Raw genomic sequence first — 15,539 nt, 5'->3', positions numbered from 1 at the left:
TCGTCATCGTGGCGCTCCCTTTCCAGAACAATAGAGCGCCCGTTTAGGCGAAGTGAGACATAAATGCAAGCGTGAGGTGGCTCAATCGCCGAACGATCGCCTATAGGCGCTCGGGCTCGTCCCGAGCCGCCTGCGAAAATGATGTCGCATCGTCGCCAGCGTGCCGAAGCCGCTGGCGACGGCGATGTCGTCGAGCGAAACGGCAAGTTCTTTCTCCAGCAGATCGCGGGCATGGCGCAGCCGCTCCTTCAGCAGCCATTCGCCGACGCTGAGACCCGTCGTCGCTTCGAAGCGGCGCTGGAAGGTGCGCATACTCATGCCCGCTCTTCCGGCAAGCAGGCTGATCGGCTGCTGCTCGGAAAGGCTTGCCCGCATCCATTCGATCAGCGGCCCCAGGCGGATGCCCTCGCGCGCCTCGGGGACCGGCGCGTGGATGAACTGCGCCTGTCCGCCTTCACGGTGCGGCGGCACGACGAGGCGGCGGGCGACGCTGTTTGCCGCCTCCGCGCCGAAATCGCCGCGCACCACATGCAGGCAGAGATCGATGCCGGCGGCACTGCCGGCCGCCGTCAGCAGGCTGCCCTCGTCGATGTAGAGAACGCCGGCATCGAGCGCAATGTCGGGATAGCGTGCGGCGATCGAAGCGACATAACGCCAATGCGTCGTCGCCCTGCGGTTGGCAAGCAGTCCCGATCCGGCCAGAACCGCAACGCCCGAACAGAGCGACATGATGCGCGCGCCGCGCTGATGCGCTGCCTTGAGCGCTGCGGCAAGCGGCTCCGGCACCGGCGCATCGATCGCCCGCCAGCCGGGCACGACGATCAGATCCGCCTCGTCGAGCACCTCCAGCCCATTGTCGACCGCGACCGTCAGCCCGCCCGCGGCGCGCAGCGGACCCGGTTCGATGCCGCAGACCGAGAAGCGATACCAACTCTCACCCATCTCCGGGCGCGGCAGGCCGAAGACTTCGTAGGCGATGCCGAACTCGAAGGTGCAGAGCCCGTCATAGGCAAGCACTGCGACCAACGGTCCTTTCGTCTGCTGCGGCGATGAATTTGGCATGATCTTTACGCCGTCGGTCATGATGGCCAATTTCGCAAAGCTCTAGCATCGGCGATACCAGGCGGCAACTCCAACATTGAAAGGAAAGACCGATGCCAAGCCCCGTCGCCGAAATCCCAGCCGCCGAGCCTGATCTCGCCGCCGCCCACTATGCCGCCAAGCTCACCTTCGAAACCGATTGCTCGGATGTCCACGCCGCCTTTGCCGGCGCCAAGGTCGATTTCATCCTCCTCGACGTGCGCTCGCCGGCGCTGTTTGCGCAATCCCACCTGCCGGGCGCGATCAACCTGCCGCACGGGAAGATGACCGCGCACCGCATGTCGGAATGGGCAAAGGACACCCTCTTCGTCGTCTATTGCGCCGGTCCGCACTGCAACGGCGCCGACAAGGCCGCCTTCCGCCTGGCCAAGCTCGGCCTCAAGGCCAAGCTGATGATCGGCGGCATGACTGGCTGGGCCGACGAGGGTTTCGCCTTTGAAAGCGAAGCCATTGCCGCCGAATAGAACAACGCTCCCCTCTGAAGGAGGGGAGCGCAACTCTCAGAACTCGATGACGACCTTGCCGAACGGGCCGCGATAGAGATGATCGAGCGCCTGCGGCAGTTCCTCAAAAGAATAGCGCCTGTCGATCACGGGCTTCAGCCCGGTCCGATCGACAGCTCGTACCAGATCCTCCAGCGCCCGGCGATGGCCGACGGTAATTCCCTGCACGACAGGCGCTTTGAGAAGCAATGGCGCCACGGGAGCCGACACTTCGAAACCTTCGAACACGCCGATCACCGAAATGCGGCCGTTGACCGCCACAGCCTTCAGCGCCTGGCCGAGATGCGGCCCGCCTACGATTTCGAGCACATGGTCGGCGCCATAATCGCCGGTCAGTTGATGGAGCTGCTCCACCCAGTCGCCCTCGTGCCGGTTGATCAGATGATCGGCGCCGAGGGCCGATGCACGTTCGAGCTTTTCGCTGCTGCCTGATGTGATGAAGACTTCGGCGCCATGCGCCTTGGCAATCTGCAGACCGAAGAGCGCTACACCGCCGGTTCCTTGGACCACCACCTTGTCGCCAGCCTTGAGCTTGCCGCATTCGACGAGCGCAAACCAAGCCGTCAGTCCAGCGCACGGTAATGTGCTTGCTTCGGCCTCATCGAGCGTTTTCGGTGCAAGCGAAAACCATTCCTCGGAAAGCACTGTGTGCTCGGAAAGTACACCGGGATAAAAGCCCCCGCGCGTCTGGTAAGGCGGGTTGCGGGCAGTACCAGGCCCGCGTCCATCGATCCAATCCGGGGAAAAGGTGGAGATCACCCGATCGCCGGGTTTGAAGCGGGTGACCTCAGGCCCGACGGCATCGACCTCGCCTGCCATGTCCGAGGCCGGCACGAAGGGGAATTGCAACGGCAGGCCCATGCCGCTCTCAAGCACCAGCCTGTCGCGGAAATTGAGGGAGACGGCCTGCGTGCGCACCCGGATCATCGCGCCTGACACCTCGGGAATTCTACCCTCGCCGATCTTCAGATTGGCCCGCGGGCCGATGGCATCGGTCTGCCATTGTCTTGTCGTCTGCATTTTTATGCTCCTTCTCGATGGGCGGAGCAGCAGATATATCGTTGAATATTCCTCTCTAGTTGCGATATTAAATCGTCAGAATGGTGCCGTTTAGGAAACAAATATGGAGCAGTTGAAGGGAATTTCAATCTTTGTCGAGACCGTCGAGGCTGGCGGTTTCTCGGCCGCCGCCGAGCGGCTCCATCTCACCCGCTCGGCGATCAGCAAGACGATTGCGAGGCTCGAAGAACGGCTCGGCGTCCGGCTCTTCAACCGCACGACCCGTGCCCAGAACCTGACCGACGAAGGCCGATTCTTCTACGAGCGCTGCCTGCGAGCCGTCGAGGAAATCCGCATCGGCGAGGCCCAGCTTGAATCCGGCAAGCGCGAAGTCCGCGGCCGGCTGCGCGTATCGATGCCGACGCTGTTTGGCCGCCATTGCGCCGCCCCGATCCTGGCCCGCCTGCTCGACGACCATCCGGATCTCGAACTCGACCTCTCCTTCAGCGATCGCGTCGTCGATCTTCTGGAGGACGGTTTCGACCTTGCCGTTCGCAACGGCCCGCTGAAAGACAATCCCGACCTGATGGCGCGGGCGATCGCCCGACAGCCCATGACCGTCTGCGCTTCGCCCGCTTATCTGGAAAAATATGGGGTGCCGCAAACATTGGACGATATCGCCCGTCACCAGGGCATCGTCTATCGCCGGGGTGACAACGACAAAGCTTGGACCTTTCCAGCTGTCGCGGGGCCCGCACGCGAAATTCTGCCGAAATCGCGACTGCGGCTCGACGATCTCGCCTCGATAGCCGACGCCGCTGTCGCAGGCCGAGGGCTTGCCTGGCTGACCTGCTGGCTGGTGCGCGACAGGGTCTTGTCGGGTGAACTTGTGCGGGTTCTGACCGATAGGCCGCCAAGCATCTTCGACGCCTATGCCGTCTGGCCGAGATCGCCCGTCATGCTGCCGAAGGTGCGCCTAGCCATCGATATGCTGGCGGCCGATCTACCGCGCCTGATGGGCTGATGTCCGGCCGCGCCTTTTGAAAATTCGAAGGAGGCGAACAACGAGCTGCGGAGAAGAGGGGAAGCCCATGTTTTTCTATAGGTTTGTCTGGAAATACAGCGATGCTGCAATATATCGCCAATTTGCCATCCGGCATGAACGGCATCCTATGCCATATTCCTTAGAACACGGTCCGCATGTCACTTCGCAGCGTACTCCGCGCACAAACAGCAGATTGCCACGCCGAGGTCGACAAGCTTTTCGGTACGTTCGATCTCTCCCATAGACAGCAATACAGGACATTCCTTCGCGCCCATGCCCGGATCGTGCCGGCCACCGAAGATGCCCTTGAGGATGCGGGAATCATCGGCCTGCTGCCCGACTGGCCGGAACGACGGCGCACGCAGCTGCTGTTGGCCGATATCCGGAAACTCGGCGATCCATTGCCCCCGCTCCTTCCGCCGCCGGCATTGCACAGCGAGGCAGCGCTCTGGGGCGCCCTCTACGTGCTCGAAGGCTCCAAGCTCGGGGGCGCCTTGCTTGCCAAATCCGTGCCCGACCACCTGCCCGGCAGCTACCTCACACCGCAAGGTCCGAAGGGCGCCACGAGGATCTTCATGGATCGTCTCGATGCCAGCGGTATAGACGATCCCGCGGCCGCCATTTTCGCAGCCCGCGATGTTTTCGGCCTCTTCCTCAAAGCTGGGCAACTCGAACTGGAAGCCGTCTCATGAGCGGCACGATTGAACCCGTCGACCTCACCAACTGCGACCGCGAGCCGATCCATCAGCTCGGCGCGGTTCAGCCCTTCGGTTTTCTGCTGGCGATATCCTCGGACTGGATTGTCACGCGCGCCTCGGCAAATCTGGCGGAGTTCCTCGGCATTGCGCAGGCAGACGCGCTCGGCCGCCCTGTCACCTCGCTGATCACGCCAGAGTCGCTCCACACAATCCGCAACAAGCTGACCACGCTGCGCGGTTCCGACGTCGTCGAGCGCATTTTCGGCATTGCTCTGACCTCGGATCAGAACAAGTTCGATCTTGCCGTGCACATGAATGACGGTGGAGTCATCGTCGAAGGCGAGCGCTGCCAGGAAGACAGGCGCAACGCCCCCTCCCTCTCCATGCGCAGCATGATGTCCCGCCTCGACCACACGGAAACGATGGAGGCTTTCTTTCGCGATGGGGCAAGGCAGGCACGCGCCCTGACCGGCTTCGATCGGGTCATGGTCTATCGCTTCGACGACGGCGGCTCCGGCGAAGTCGTGGCGGAGGCCGCCCGGGCCGGCATCGGCTCGTTCCTCGGGCTGCACTATCCGGCGTCCGACATTCCGGTGCAGGCGCGGGCGCTCTATCTGCGCAACTTGTTCCGCATCATTGCCGATGTCGACGCCGTCCCGGTCCCGATCCTGCCTCAACGCGATGAGCACGGACAGCCGCTCGATCTCTCCATGTCGGTTTTGCGTTCGGTCTCGCCGATCCATATCGAATATTTGAAAAACATGGGCGTCGGCGCGTCGCTCTCCATATCGATCGTCGTCGACGGCAAGCTCTGGGGTCTGTTTGCCTGCCACCATTACGGCGCGCGCCTGCCCTCGGCCGAAAGCCGCTCCACCGCCGAACTGTTCGGCCAGATGTTTGCCTCGCGCCTTGAAAGCCGCGAACGGCGGCTGGCGCTCGACTACGAGACCAAGGCGCGCCGCATCGCCGACCGGCTTCTTACCTCCGTCGCCGACAATGCCAGCCTGCTCGACGATCCGGCCTGGCTGATCGAGGCGCTCGCCGACGCCATTCCTGCCGACGGCATCGGCGTCTGGATCAACGGCCGGCTGGCGCTTGCCGGCATCGGGCCGGATGAGAGAGGCTTCGCAGCCCTCGTCCGCCATCTCAACCGCAATGCCGCCGGCCGCATCTATGCCGTCGACAGGTTGGCGGAGACCTATCCCGATCTCGAGCTCGACGATGCGGTGGCCGGCATGCTCGCCATCCCGATCTCGCGCTCGCCGCGCGATTATGTCGTGCTTTTCCGTCAGGAGCTGGTGCGCACGGTCCGCTGGGGCGGCGATCCGCACAAGCCGGTTGAATACGGCCCCAACGGTCCGCGGCTGACGCCGCGCAAGAGTTTCGAGGCCTGGTCCGAACTGGTGCGCGGCCGCTCCCTGCCCTTCACCGAGGCCGAGCGCCGTGTCGCCGAGACCATCCGCGTCACGCTGATCGAAGTGGTGTTGCGTCTCACCGACGAGGCCAGCATGGCGCGGCAGACGGCAAACGAGCGCCAGGAACTGCTGATCGCCGAGCTGAACCATCGCGTCCGCAATATTCTGAGCCTCATCACCGGCATCATTCGGCAATCGCAGACGACGTCAGTCAGCGTCGGCGACTACATCCGCCAGATCGAGGGCCGTGTCCAGTCGCTCGCCCGCGCTCATGACCAGATCACCCGCGACCACTGGGCGCCGGCCTCGCTGCGGCAATTGCTGATGGCCGAGACCGCCGCCTATCTCGGCAAAAACGCGGAGCGTATTCGGATGAACGGCGAGGACGTGCTGCTGGAGCCGCAAGCCTTCTCCACCGCCGCCCTTGTTTTCCATGAGCTGATGACCAACAGCGCCAAATATGGCAGCCTTTCCGGCACCGGCGGCACGGTCGAACTCGGCTGGCATCGCGACGACGAAGCCAATCTGCAGATTGGCTGGCGCGAAAAGAATGGTCCGCCCGTCATCGAACCCACACGCCAGGGCTTCGGTTCGACGATCATCCGGCGCTCGATCCCCTATGACCTCGGCGGCCAGGCGGATGTCCGCTACGTCAAGGACGGTCTCGAAGCGGATTTTTGTATTCCGGCGCGGTTTGTCGTTGGTCCAACGGGCGAGCGCTCAAATTCAGCGCCGGTCGGAACGGCCGAACGCCGGACGATTGCCGGCGATCATCAGCCGCTCTCCGGGCTGAAGGTGCTGCTGGTGGAAAACAACCTGATCATCGCCATGGATGGGGAGGACATCCTGCGCCGGATGGGCGCCGACGTGGCAACGGCGCCAAGTGTCGCCGAGGCGATGCAGATCCTGGCCGGCCAGTCCTTCGATCTGGCCCTTCTCGATGTCAATCTCGGCGATGAGACGAGTTTCGGGATTGCCGACCGGCTGGCGGCCGAAGGCGTGCCTTTCGTTTTTGCCACGGGCTATGGCGAGGGCATCGCCCAGGCGAACAGCCACTCGGACGCGCCCGTGCTGCAGAAACCCTATACGATGGAAGGTGTGACCGACACCCTCGCCCGTCTGCCACTTGCCAGAAAGCGATAACCGTCAGCTCTCCGAGCGATCCGGCCGTAGCCCGCCGATAAAGAGCTGTTCCAGAAACCGCGCCGCATCCTCGAAGCGCCCGTCGCCGGAATGCTCCTGTCCGAGAACCGCACGCACCTGCACGTCGAAATCCGCGTAATGCTGCGTCGTCGACCAGATGGAGAAAATCAGGTGATAGGGATCGCATTTGGCGATCTTGCCTGATTTCGCCCAGGCGCGGATGACCTCCGCCTTCTCGTCGACCAGTTCCTTCAGCGGCCCCTTGAGCTCGTCCTCGATATGCGGCGCGCCCTGCAGCACCTCATTGGCGAAAAGCCGGCTCTCGCGCGGAAAATCGCGCGCCATTTCCAGCTTGCGTCTGATGTAGCTGCGGATTTCCTCTTCCGGATTACCCTCGGCGTCGAAGGCGCGCAGCGGCTCCAGCCAGGTGTAGAGCACCCGGTCGATCAGCGCCCGGTGCATGGCTTCCTTCGTGCGGAAATAATAAAGCAGGTTGGGTTTCGACATGCCGGCCACTTCGGCGATCTGGTCGATGGTCGAGCCGCGGAAGCCGCTTGCCGAAAACACGTCGAGCGCCGCCTCTAGAATCTGCTCTTCCTTCTCCTCCTGGATTCGCGTCCGCCTCAGAGTTTTCGCTGCTCTCGGTATGGTCACAGGCTGTCGTTTCCCCTTGAAATTCAACTTCTTCGCTCAAGTTTTGGCAGGAAGATGTCCCTGCCGCTTTCTTGAGCAACTGCCCGTATTTTTATTGGCAATTTTCGTGATTTTCGTCTTGAGCCCGGCGGTGGAAGTTGTAATGTTTACCAATCGGTCAAATTATCCGCCAGATGAAAAACAAAGGCAACTGGCGATTTTCCAGCGCTCGACAAAACCAATAAGAGGCGCAGGAATAGACCACGGGAACAGGCGGGCATGCCCTTTGCATGACTGCCGCAAACAGGTGAGGGCTTGAAAAATGGTGGCAGCACCAGGCGAGAACATGCGCGTCAATGGCGACCGTCTCTGGGACAGTCTCATGGATATGGCGAAGATCGGCCCTGGCATTGCGGGCGGCAACAATCGCCAAACGCTGACGGATACCGATGCCGAGGGCCGAAGCCTTTTCAAGACATGGTGCGACGAAGCGGGCTTGACGATGGGCATCGATCAAATGGGCACGATGTTCGCCACCCGCCCCGGCACCGATCCCGATGCCCTGCCGGTCTATGTCGGCTCACACCTCGACACCCAGCCGACCGGCGGCAAATATGATGGTGTTCTCGGTGTGCTTGCGGCGCTCGAAGTCGTGCGCACCATGAACGATCTCGGCATCAAGACCAAACATCCTGTTGTCGTCACCAACTGGACGAACGAGGAAGGCGCACGGTTTGCTCCGGCCATGCTGGCCTCAGGCGTCTTCGCCGGCGTGCACAGCCTCGACTTTGCCTATAATCGCCGCGATCCCGAGGGCAATCTGTTCGGCGACGAGCTGAAGCGCATCGGGTGGGTCGGCGATGAAGAGGTCGGCGCCCGCAAGATGCATGCCTATTTCGAATATCACATCGAACAGGGCCCGATCCTCGAAGCCGAGGACAAGCAGATCGGCGTCGTCACCCACTGTCAGGGCCTGTGGTGGCTGGAATTCACGCTGACCGGCAAGGAAGCCCATACCGGCTCGACGCCGATGAACATGCGCGTCAATGCCGGTCTTGCCATGTCGCGCATCCTGGAAATGGTTCAGGGCGTGGCGATGGGCGAACAGCCGGGCGCCGTCGGCGGCGTCGGCCAGGTCTTCTTTTCCCCAAACTCCCGCAACGTGCTGCCCGGCAAGGTGGTTTTCACCGTCGACATCCGTTCGCCCGACAAGGCCAAGCTCGACCGCATGCGGGCAAAGATCGAGGCGGAAGCCCCTGGCATCTGCGACGCGCTGGGCGTCGGCTGTTCCATCGAGGCGATCGGCCATTTCGCGCCTGTTACCTTCGACGAGAAGCTGGTCACCGCGGTCCGCTCCGCCGCCGAACGGCTCGGCTACACCCACATGAACCTCATCTCCGGCGCCGGCCACGACGCCTGCTGGGCCGCCAAGGTCGCGCCCGCCACCATGGTCATGTGCCCCTGCGTCGGCGGGCTCTCGCATAACGAGGCGGAAGAGATTTCCAAGGAATGGGCGACGGCGGGCGCCGACGTGCTGTTTCATGCGGTCGTCGAGACGGCGGAGATCGTGGTGTGATGTCTAATCTCGCGCGAGCGGCGCTCGGTGCTGGAAACGATCCTGGCAGCATTGCAGGGCCGCCTCGAATTCAGCTCCGAATTGCCGAGCTTTTATTCGCCTGCCGAACAACGATAAAGAATAGGGAACGATCATGACCACAGTCATCAAGAACGGCACCATCGTCACGGCCGACCTCACCTATAAGGCTGACGTCAAGATCGACGGCGGCAAGATCGTCGAGATCGGCCCGAACCTCTCGGGCGACGAGACGCTCGACGCCACCGGCTGTTACATCATGCCCGGCGGCATCGATCCGCACACCCATCTCGAAATGCCCTTCATGGGCACCTATTCCTCCGACGACTTCGAGAGCGGCACGCGCGCGGCCCTTTCCGGCGGCACGACCATGGTGGTCGATTTCGCCCTTCCCGCCCCGGGCCAGTCGCTGCTCGAGGCGCTGACCATGTGGGACAACAAATCGACGCGGGCCAATTGCGATTATTCCTTCCACATGGCGGTCACCTGGTGGAGCGAGCAGGTCTTCAAGGAGATGGAGACCATCGTTCGCGACAAGGGCATCAACACCTTCAAGCACTTCATGGCCTATAAGGGCGCACTGATGGTCGACGATGACGAGATGTTCGCCTCGTTCCAGCGCTGCGCCGAACTCGGCGCCCTGCCGCTGGTGCACGCCGAAAACGGCGATGTCGTCGCCTCGATGTCGGCAAAGCTGCTGGCCGAAGGCAATAACGGCCCCGAGGCACATGCCTATTCCCGCCCCGCCGAGGTGGAGGGCGAAGCCACAAACCGCGCCATCATGATCGCCGACATGGCCGGTTGCCCTGTTTATATCGTTCATACCTCCTGCGAGCAGGCGCATGAAGCGATCCGCCGCGCCCGCGCCAAGGGCATGCGTGTCTACGGCGAACCGCTGATCCAGCACCTGACGCTCGACGAGAGCGAATACTCCAATCCCGACTGGGATCACGCCGCCCGCCGCGTCATGTCGCCGCCCTTCCGCAACAAGCAGCATCAGGACTCACTCTGGGCGGGGCTTGCCTCCGGCTCGCTGCAGGTCGTCGCCACCGACCATTGCGCCTTCACGACGGCACAGAAGCGCTTCGGCGTCGGCGACTTCACCAAGATCCCGAACGGCACCGGCGGCCTTGAAGACCGCATGCCGATGCTCTGGACCCACGGCGTCAACACCGGCCGGCTGACGATGAACGAATTCGTCGCCGTCACCTCGACCAATATCGCCAAGATCCTCAACATCTATCCGAAGAAGGGCGCTATCCTCGTCGGCGCCGATGCCGATATCGTCGTCTGGGATCCGAAGCGGTCCAAGATCATCTCTTCCAAGGCTCAGCAGTCGGCGATCGACTACAACGTCTTCGAAGGCAAGGAAGTGACCGGCCTGCCGCGCTACACGCTGACGCGCGGCGTCGTCGCGATCGAGGAGAGCACCATCAAGACCCAGGAGGGCCACGGCGAGTTCGTCCGGCGCGAACCGGTGACGGCCGTCAGCAAGGCGCTGTCCCAGTGGAAGGAGATCACCGCCCCGCGTAAGGTGACGCGCAGCGGCATTCCGGCGACCGGCGTGTGATGATGGTGCGCGACGATACCGCCATCAACCGGGGAACGGCCTCTCCATGCCTATGACCTCAGGCCGGCACCAGCGCATCCAGCTCCGGCAGCAGCACGACGCTTTCCTGCTCGTTCGGGTCGGTGCGGGCGATAACCGCCGTGCACGGCGTGCTGCTGAGGTTTGCCGGCAGGTGCGGCACGCCGGCCGGGATATAGAAAAGTTCGCCGGCATGGACGACGATGTGGTGTTCGAGCCGGTCGCCGTACCAGGTATGGGCCTCGCCGGAGAGCATGTAGATCGCCGTTTCATGCGCCTCATGCAGATGCGCCTTGGCGCGCACGCCGGGCGGGATCGTCAGGAGATGCATGCAGATGCCCTTGGCGCCGACCGTCTCGGCCGCTATCCCTTCGAAATAGCTGAGCCCCTGCTTGCCGTCATAGGCATGGTTGGGCCGAACGATGTGGCAGGTGGGTTGTGATGTCGCGTCCATTCTCTTCCTCCATGAAATGTGCCGCCGGCAGGGCCTGCGGCGATGGTAACACGCAAACCGCCTCCCCGCGGCGAAAACAAGAACGGTCGCATTGATGCAAGCACCCTCCGTCGTATCCGCCAAGGATCTCTGTCTCACCTACCAGGCGAATGACGGCCCGGTGAATGCGCTGAGCGATGTCAATCTCGATGTCCGCAAGGGCGATTTCGTCTCCTTCATCGGCCCATCGGGCTGCGGCAAGACGACTTTCCTGCGCGTCATCGCCGATCTTGAAAAGAGCACCTCCGGCGAAATCTCGATCAACGGCATGACGCCGGAGGAAGCCCGCAAGGCCCGCGCCTATGGCTATGTCTTTCAGGCGCCGGCGCTCTATCCCTGGCGCACCATCGAAAACAACATCGCCCTGCCGCTGGAGATCATGGGCTATTCCAGCGCCGACCGGGCGCGGCGCATCGCCGAAGCGCTCGATCTCGTCAGCCTGTCCGGCTTCGAGAAGAAATTCCCCTGGCAGCTCTCCGGCGGCATGCAGCAGCGCGCCTCGATCGCCCGCGCGCTCGCCTTCGACGCCGACCTGCTGCTGATGGACGAACCCTTCGGCGCACTCGATGAAATCGTCCGCGATCATTTGAACGAAGAACTGCTGAAACTCTGGGCCCGCACCAACAAGACGATCTGCTTCGTCACCCATTCCATCCCCGAAGCAGTCTATCTCTCGACCAAGATCGTGGTGATGTCGCCGCGCCCGGGCCGCGTCACCGATGTGATCGACTCGACGCTGCCAGCCGAACGCCCGCTCGATATCCGCGACACCCCCGAGTTTCTGGAGATCGCCCATCGCGTTCGCGAAGGGCTGAGGACGGGGCATAGCCATGAGGTTTAGGCGGTTGAGTTCGAGGCTTACCCCCCTCTGCCCTGCCGGGCATCTCCCCCACAAGGGGGGAGATCGGCAAGAGGATAGCATGTCGGTCCTCACTGATTCCACGCTGGATCAGGGGCCTTTCGTTGTTTGGGGAGGCCGTTTCCGCATGTCGATCTCCCCCCCTGTGGGGGAGATGCCCGGCAGGGCAGAGGGGGGTGGCTGCGCATTCGACCTCAAATGGGGGCAGTCGCTGTGAAATCCGACACCCTCAAAAACAAGATCATCCCCGTCACCACCATCCTGCTCGCCCTTATCGCCATCTGGTATGTCGCCGCCGTGCTGATGAACGCACCGTTCCAGCGTGACATGGACAGCCGCGCCGGCGCCACACCGACGACGCTCGAATTCATCGGCAAGACGCTGGCGCAGCCGAAACCGATCCTGCCGGCGCCGCATCAGGTGGCGCAGAACGTCTATGAGAACACCGTGCTGCGCAGCCTTTCGAGCAATCGCAGCCTCGTCTATCACAGCTGGGTAACCCTCTCCTCCACCCTGCTCGGCTTCGGCTTCGGCATGCTGCTCGGCATTCTTCTTGCGGTGCTGATCGTGCATAACCGCGCCATGGACCGCTCGCTGATGCCTTGGCTGGTGGCGAGCCAGACCATACCGATCCTGGCCATCGCGCCGATGATCGTCATCATCTCCTACAATGTACTGACCGGCGACAATGCGCTTGCGCATCTCCTGAACCTCGATTCCGACGCTTCCCGCCTCGTCTCTAAGGCGCTGATCTCCACCTACCTCTCCTTCTTCCCCGTCGCCGTCGGCATGGTGAAGGGCTTGCGGTCACCCGAACTCATGCATCTCGACCTGATGCGCACCTATTATGCCAGCCCGACGCAGACCTTCTGGAAGTTGCGGGTTCCGGCCTCGATCCCCTTCCTCTTCACCTCGATGAAAGTGGCGATCGCCGCCAGCCTCGTCGGCGCCATCGTCGGCGAGCTGCCGACCGGTGCGGTTGCCGGGATCGGCTCGAAGCTGCTTGCCGGCTCCTATTACAGCCAGACCATCGATATCTGGGCGGCTCTCGTCGCCGGCTCGCTGCTGGCGGGCATCCTGGTTGCGATCGTCGGCCTTGCGGCGAAGATCGTCGATCGCGCCATGGGCGGGAGGCCAGCATGAGACACCTGACCTTCTCCTGGCAGGGCGTGACCGCCCTCCTCTTCTGCATGGCAGCGCTTGTCACCCTGCCGCTTTTGGCCGAAGGCGCGGCGCAGCCCTTCACCGACGGCACGGCAAGCCTTGTCTTCACCATCGTCGTTGCGGCGGCCCTGCTGTCCTTTGCACCGCAGCCTCCGGCCTATCGCGCCACCGTACTGTTCATCGGCGCGCATGGCGCCGCCTGGATGCTGCTTTCCGCTCTCTCCGGCAATGAGGGCATGGCAACGCGGGCTTATTTCCTGCTGCTGTTTTCCTGCTGGCTGCTTGCCTGGCGATGCGTCACCGAACTGTCGAAACTGCAGCCAGTCACTGCTTTCGGCAAATCGGCGCTCCAGCTGCTGATCCCGGCGATCTTCGGCGCCTGGATCCTCATCCTCTGGGAAGCCGCGACGCGCGGCGCCGGCATTCCCTTCATCATCCTGCCGCCGCCGAGCGCCATCGGCGCCCGTATCGTGGCCTCCCTGCCGATCCTCGGTGCCGACGTCAGGCAGACGATCTTCAAGGCGGTGCTGATCGGTTACATCGTCGGCTGCCTCAGCGGCTTTGTCGTCGCCGTACTGGCCGACCGCATCACCTTCCTGCGCCGCGGCCTGCTGCCGATCGGCAACATGGTGTCGGCCCTGCCGATCATCGGCGTGGCACCCGTGATGGTTATGTGGTTCGGCTTCGACTGGCCGTCGAAAGCCGCCGTCGTCATCATCATGACCTTCTTCCCGATGCTGGTGAATACCGTCGCCGGCCTTGCCGCCTCCGGCAGCATGGAGCGCGATCTGATGCGCACCTATGCCTCGAGCGACTGGCAGACGCTGCTCAAGCTCAAGCTACCGGCCGCCATGCCCTTCATTTTCAACGCACTGAAGATCAACTCGACGCTGGCGCTGATTGGTGCCATCGTTGCCGAATTCTTCGGGACGCCGATCGTCGGCATGGGCTTCCGCATCTCCACCGAGATCGGCCGCATGAATGTCGACATGGTTTGGGCGGAAATCGCCATCGCGGCGCTGGCCGGATCGATCTTTTATGGCATCATCGCCCTGACCGAACGGGCGGTGACATTCTGGCATCCGTCTATCCGTGGTGGCTAGACGCGCGCGGGCCTCGCAAATGGGGTTCGGGCATAACTTCAGAGGGTAAGGACAAGAAAATGAAAAAGTTGATGGTTGCAATGATGGCAAGCGCGATGACGCTGGCTGCTGCCCAGGCGATGGCCGCCGACAAGGTGGTGCTGCAGCTGAAATGGGTCACGCAGAGCCAGTTCGGCGGTTATTACGTCGCCAAGGACAAGGGCTTCTATAAGGAAGAAGGTCTCGACGTCGATATCAAGCCGGGCGGCCCCGATATCGCCCCCGAGCAGGTGATCGCCGGCGGCGGCGCCGATGTCATCGTCGATTGGATGGGCGGCGCCCTGGTTGCCCGCGAAAAGGGCGTTCCGCTCGTCAACATCGCCCAGCCCTACCAGAAATCGGGCCTGGAAATGATTTGCCGCAAGGATGGCCCGGTCAAGACCGAAGCCGACTTCAAGGGCCATACGCTCGGCGTCTGGTTCTTCGGCAACGAATATCCCTTCTTCGCCTGGATGAACAAGCTCGGCCTCTCCACCGAAGGCGGCGCGAACGGCGTCACCGTGCTGAAGCAGAGCTTCGACGTGCAGCCGCTCGTCCAGAAGCAGGCCGACTGCATCTCCGTCATGACCTATAATGAATACTGGCAGGCGATCGATGCCGGCTTCAAGCCGGAGGAGCTGACGGTCTTCAACTATACCGAGATGGGCAACGACCTCTTGGAAGACGGCCTTTACGCGATGGAAGACAAGCTGAAGGACCCGGCCTTCAAGGAGAAGATGGTCAAATTCGTCCGCGCCTCGATGAAGGGCTGGAAGTACGCGACCGAAAACCCCGACGAAGCCGCCGAGATCGTCATGGACAATGGCGGCCAGGACGAGAACCACCAGAAGCGCATGATGGGCGAAGTCGCCAAGCTCGTCGGCGACGGCTCCGGCAAGCTGGACGAAGCGCTCTATGCCCGCACGGCAAAGGCGCTTCTCGACCAGAAGATCATCAGCAAGGAGCCCTCCGGCGCCTGGACGCACGACATCACCGACGCCGCGTCCAAATAATCGCGGCAAACAATGCGAAGCGAAACGCGCGGGAGATCTCCCCGCGCGTTTCTTTTTTCCGCGCCGATGAAAAAAACGCCTTGCAGCTGTCGCACTTATTGGGTGTCAAACGTCATGGGGAAGAAGCAGGATCAATCATCGTCATGTTCGCATAACCCTCCGGTGATTGA

14 protein-coding genes are annotated in these 15,539 nt (G+C 62.6%); 10 read left to right on the top strand and 4 right to left on the bottom strand.

The window, feature by feature from the left end; translation table 11 throughout:
• Positions 1 to 81: 81 nt before the first annotated feature.
• Positions 82 to 1,083 carry a transcriptional regulator FtrA gene (ftrA, locus tag QMO80_RS17990; protein ID WP_283197737.1) on the bottom strand — a complete coding sequence of 334 codons (1,002 nt, stop codon included), beginning with the start codon at positions 1,081 to 1,083 and terminating at the stop codon, positions 82 to 84.
• A 71-nt stretch (positions 1,084 to 1,154) separates the two neighbouring features.
• Here ftrA and QMO80_RS17985 point away from each other — a divergent pair, with 71 nt between their 5' ends.
• A complete protein-coding gene (locus tag QMO80_RS17985; RefSeq protein ID WP_283197736.1) occupies positions 1,155 to 1,565 on the top strand; it encodes a rhodanese-like domain-containing protein in 411 nt (136 codons plus the stop codon).
• 36 nt (positions 1,566 to 1,601) lie between these two features.
• Here the strand turns inward: QMO80_RS17985 and QMO80_RS17980 are convergent, their stop codons facing one another.
• Complete coding sequence (locus tag QMO80_RS17980) at positions 1,602 to 2,624, bottom strand: NAD(P)-dependent alcohol dehydrogenase (protein ID WP_283197735.1); 1,023 nt, start codon at positions 2,622 to 2,624, stop codon at positions 1,602 to 1,604.
• Positions 2,625 to 2,727: 103 nt separating this feature from the next.
• On the opposite strand from QMO80_RS17980, the gene QMO80_RS17975 reads away from it, so the two are divergent.
• The 3 genes from QMO80_RS17975 (at position 2,728) to QMO80_RS17965 (ending at position 6,904) form a co-directional block, all read left to right on the top strand.
• Complete coding sequence (locus tag QMO80_RS17975) at positions 2,728 to 3,627, top strand: LysR family transcriptional regulator (RefSeq protein ID WP_283197734.1); 900 nt, start codon at positions 2,728 to 2,730, stop codon at positions 3,625 to 3,627.
• 176 nt (positions 3,628 to 3,803) lie between these two features.
• The gene (locus tag QMO80_RS17970) at positions 3,804 to 4,340 is read left to right on the top strand and encodes a biliverdin-producing heme oxygenase (RefSeq protein ID WP_283197733.1); all 537 of its coding nucleotides are present in this window, start codon (positions 3,804 to 3,806) and stop codon (positions 4,338 to 4,340) included.
• Complete coding sequence (locus QMO80_RS17965; protein WP_283197732.1) at positions 4,337 to 6,904, top strand: HWE histidine kinase domain-containing protein; 2,568 nt, start codon at positions 4,337 to 4,339, stop codon at positions 6,902 to 6,904. Before QMO80_RS17970 ends, QMO80_RS17965 begins: the two co-directional genes overlap by 4 nt.
• Before the next feature lie 3 nt (positions 6,905 to 6,907).
• Here QMO80_RS17965 and QMO80_RS17960 read toward each other — a convergent pair whose 3' ends face one another.
• Positions 6,908 to 7,585 carry a TetR family transcriptional regulator C-terminal domain-containing protein gene (locus QMO80_RS17960; protein ID WP_283197731.1) on the bottom strand — a complete coding sequence of 226 codons (678 nt, stop codon included), beginning with the start codon at positions 7,583 to 7,585 and terminating at the stop codon, positions 6,908 to 6,910.
• A gap of 274 nt (positions 7,586 to 7,859) precedes the next feature.
• Between QMO80_RS17960 and QMO80_RS17955 the strand changes: the two genes are divergently transcribed.
• A complete protein-coding gene (locus tag QMO80_RS17955; RefSeq protein ID WP_283197730.1) occupies positions 7,860 to 9,113 on the top strand; it encodes a Zn-dependent hydrolase in 1,254 nt (417 codons plus the stop codon).
• Between the two features lie 133 nt (positions 9,114 to 9,246).
• Complete coding sequence (gene hydA, locus QMO80_RS17950; protein ID WP_283197729.1) at positions 9,247 to 10,701, top strand: dihydropyrimidinase; 1,455 nt, start codon at positions 9,247 to 9,249, stop codon at positions 10,699 to 10,701.
• A 58-nt stretch (positions 10,702 to 10,759) separates the two neighbouring features.
• Here hydA and QMO80_RS17945 read toward each other — a convergent pair whose 3' ends face one another.
• On the bottom strand, positions 10,760 to 11,173 hold the full coding sequence (locus QMO80_RS17945) for a cupin domain-containing protein (RefSeq protein WP_283197728.1): 414 nt from the start codon (positions 11,171 to 11,173) through the stop codon (positions 10,760 to 10,762).
• Positions 11,174 to 11,267: 94 nt separating this feature from the next.
• On the opposite strand from QMO80_RS17945, the gene QMO80_RS17940 reads away from it, so the two are divergent.
• From QMO80_RS17940 to QMO80_RS17925, 4 genes are all read left to right on the top strand, one after another.
• On the top strand, positions 11,268 to 12,053 hold the full coding sequence (locus tag QMO80_RS17940) for an ABC transporter ATP-binding protein (RefSeq protein ID WP_283197727.1): 786 nt from the start codon (positions 11,268 to 11,270) through the stop codon (positions 12,051 to 12,053).
• Positions 12,054 to 12,284: 231 nt separating this feature from the next.
• A complete protein-coding gene (locus QMO80_RS17935; RefSeq protein WP_283197726.1) occupies positions 12,285 to 13,214 on the top strand; it encodes an ABC transporter permease in 930 nt (309 codons plus the stop codon).
• On the top strand, positions 13,211 to 14,338 hold the full coding sequence (locus QMO80_RS17930) for an ABC transporter permease (protein ID WP_283197725.1): 1,128 nt from the start codon (positions 13,211 to 13,213) through the stop codon (positions 14,336 to 14,338). Before QMO80_RS17935 ends, QMO80_RS17930 begins: the two co-directional genes overlap by 4 nt.
• Before the next feature lie 59 nt (positions 14,339 to 14,397).
• Positions 14,398 to 15,369: an ABC transporter substrate-binding protein gene (locus QMO80_RS17925; RefSeq protein ID WP_283197724.1), complete on the top strand. Its 972-nt coding sequence runs from the start codon at positions 14,398 to 14,400 to the stop codon at positions 15,367 to 15,369.
• The last annotated feature ends 170 nt before the right edge of the window (positions 15,370 to 15,539 follow it).

The organism is Rhizobium sp. BT03 (assembly GCF_030053155.1).
Classification (GTDB): Bacteria; Pseudomonadota; Alphaproteobacteria; order Rhizobiales; family Rhizobiaceae; genus Rhizobium.
This window is presented reverse-complemented; position numbering and strand designations above follow the sequence as displayed.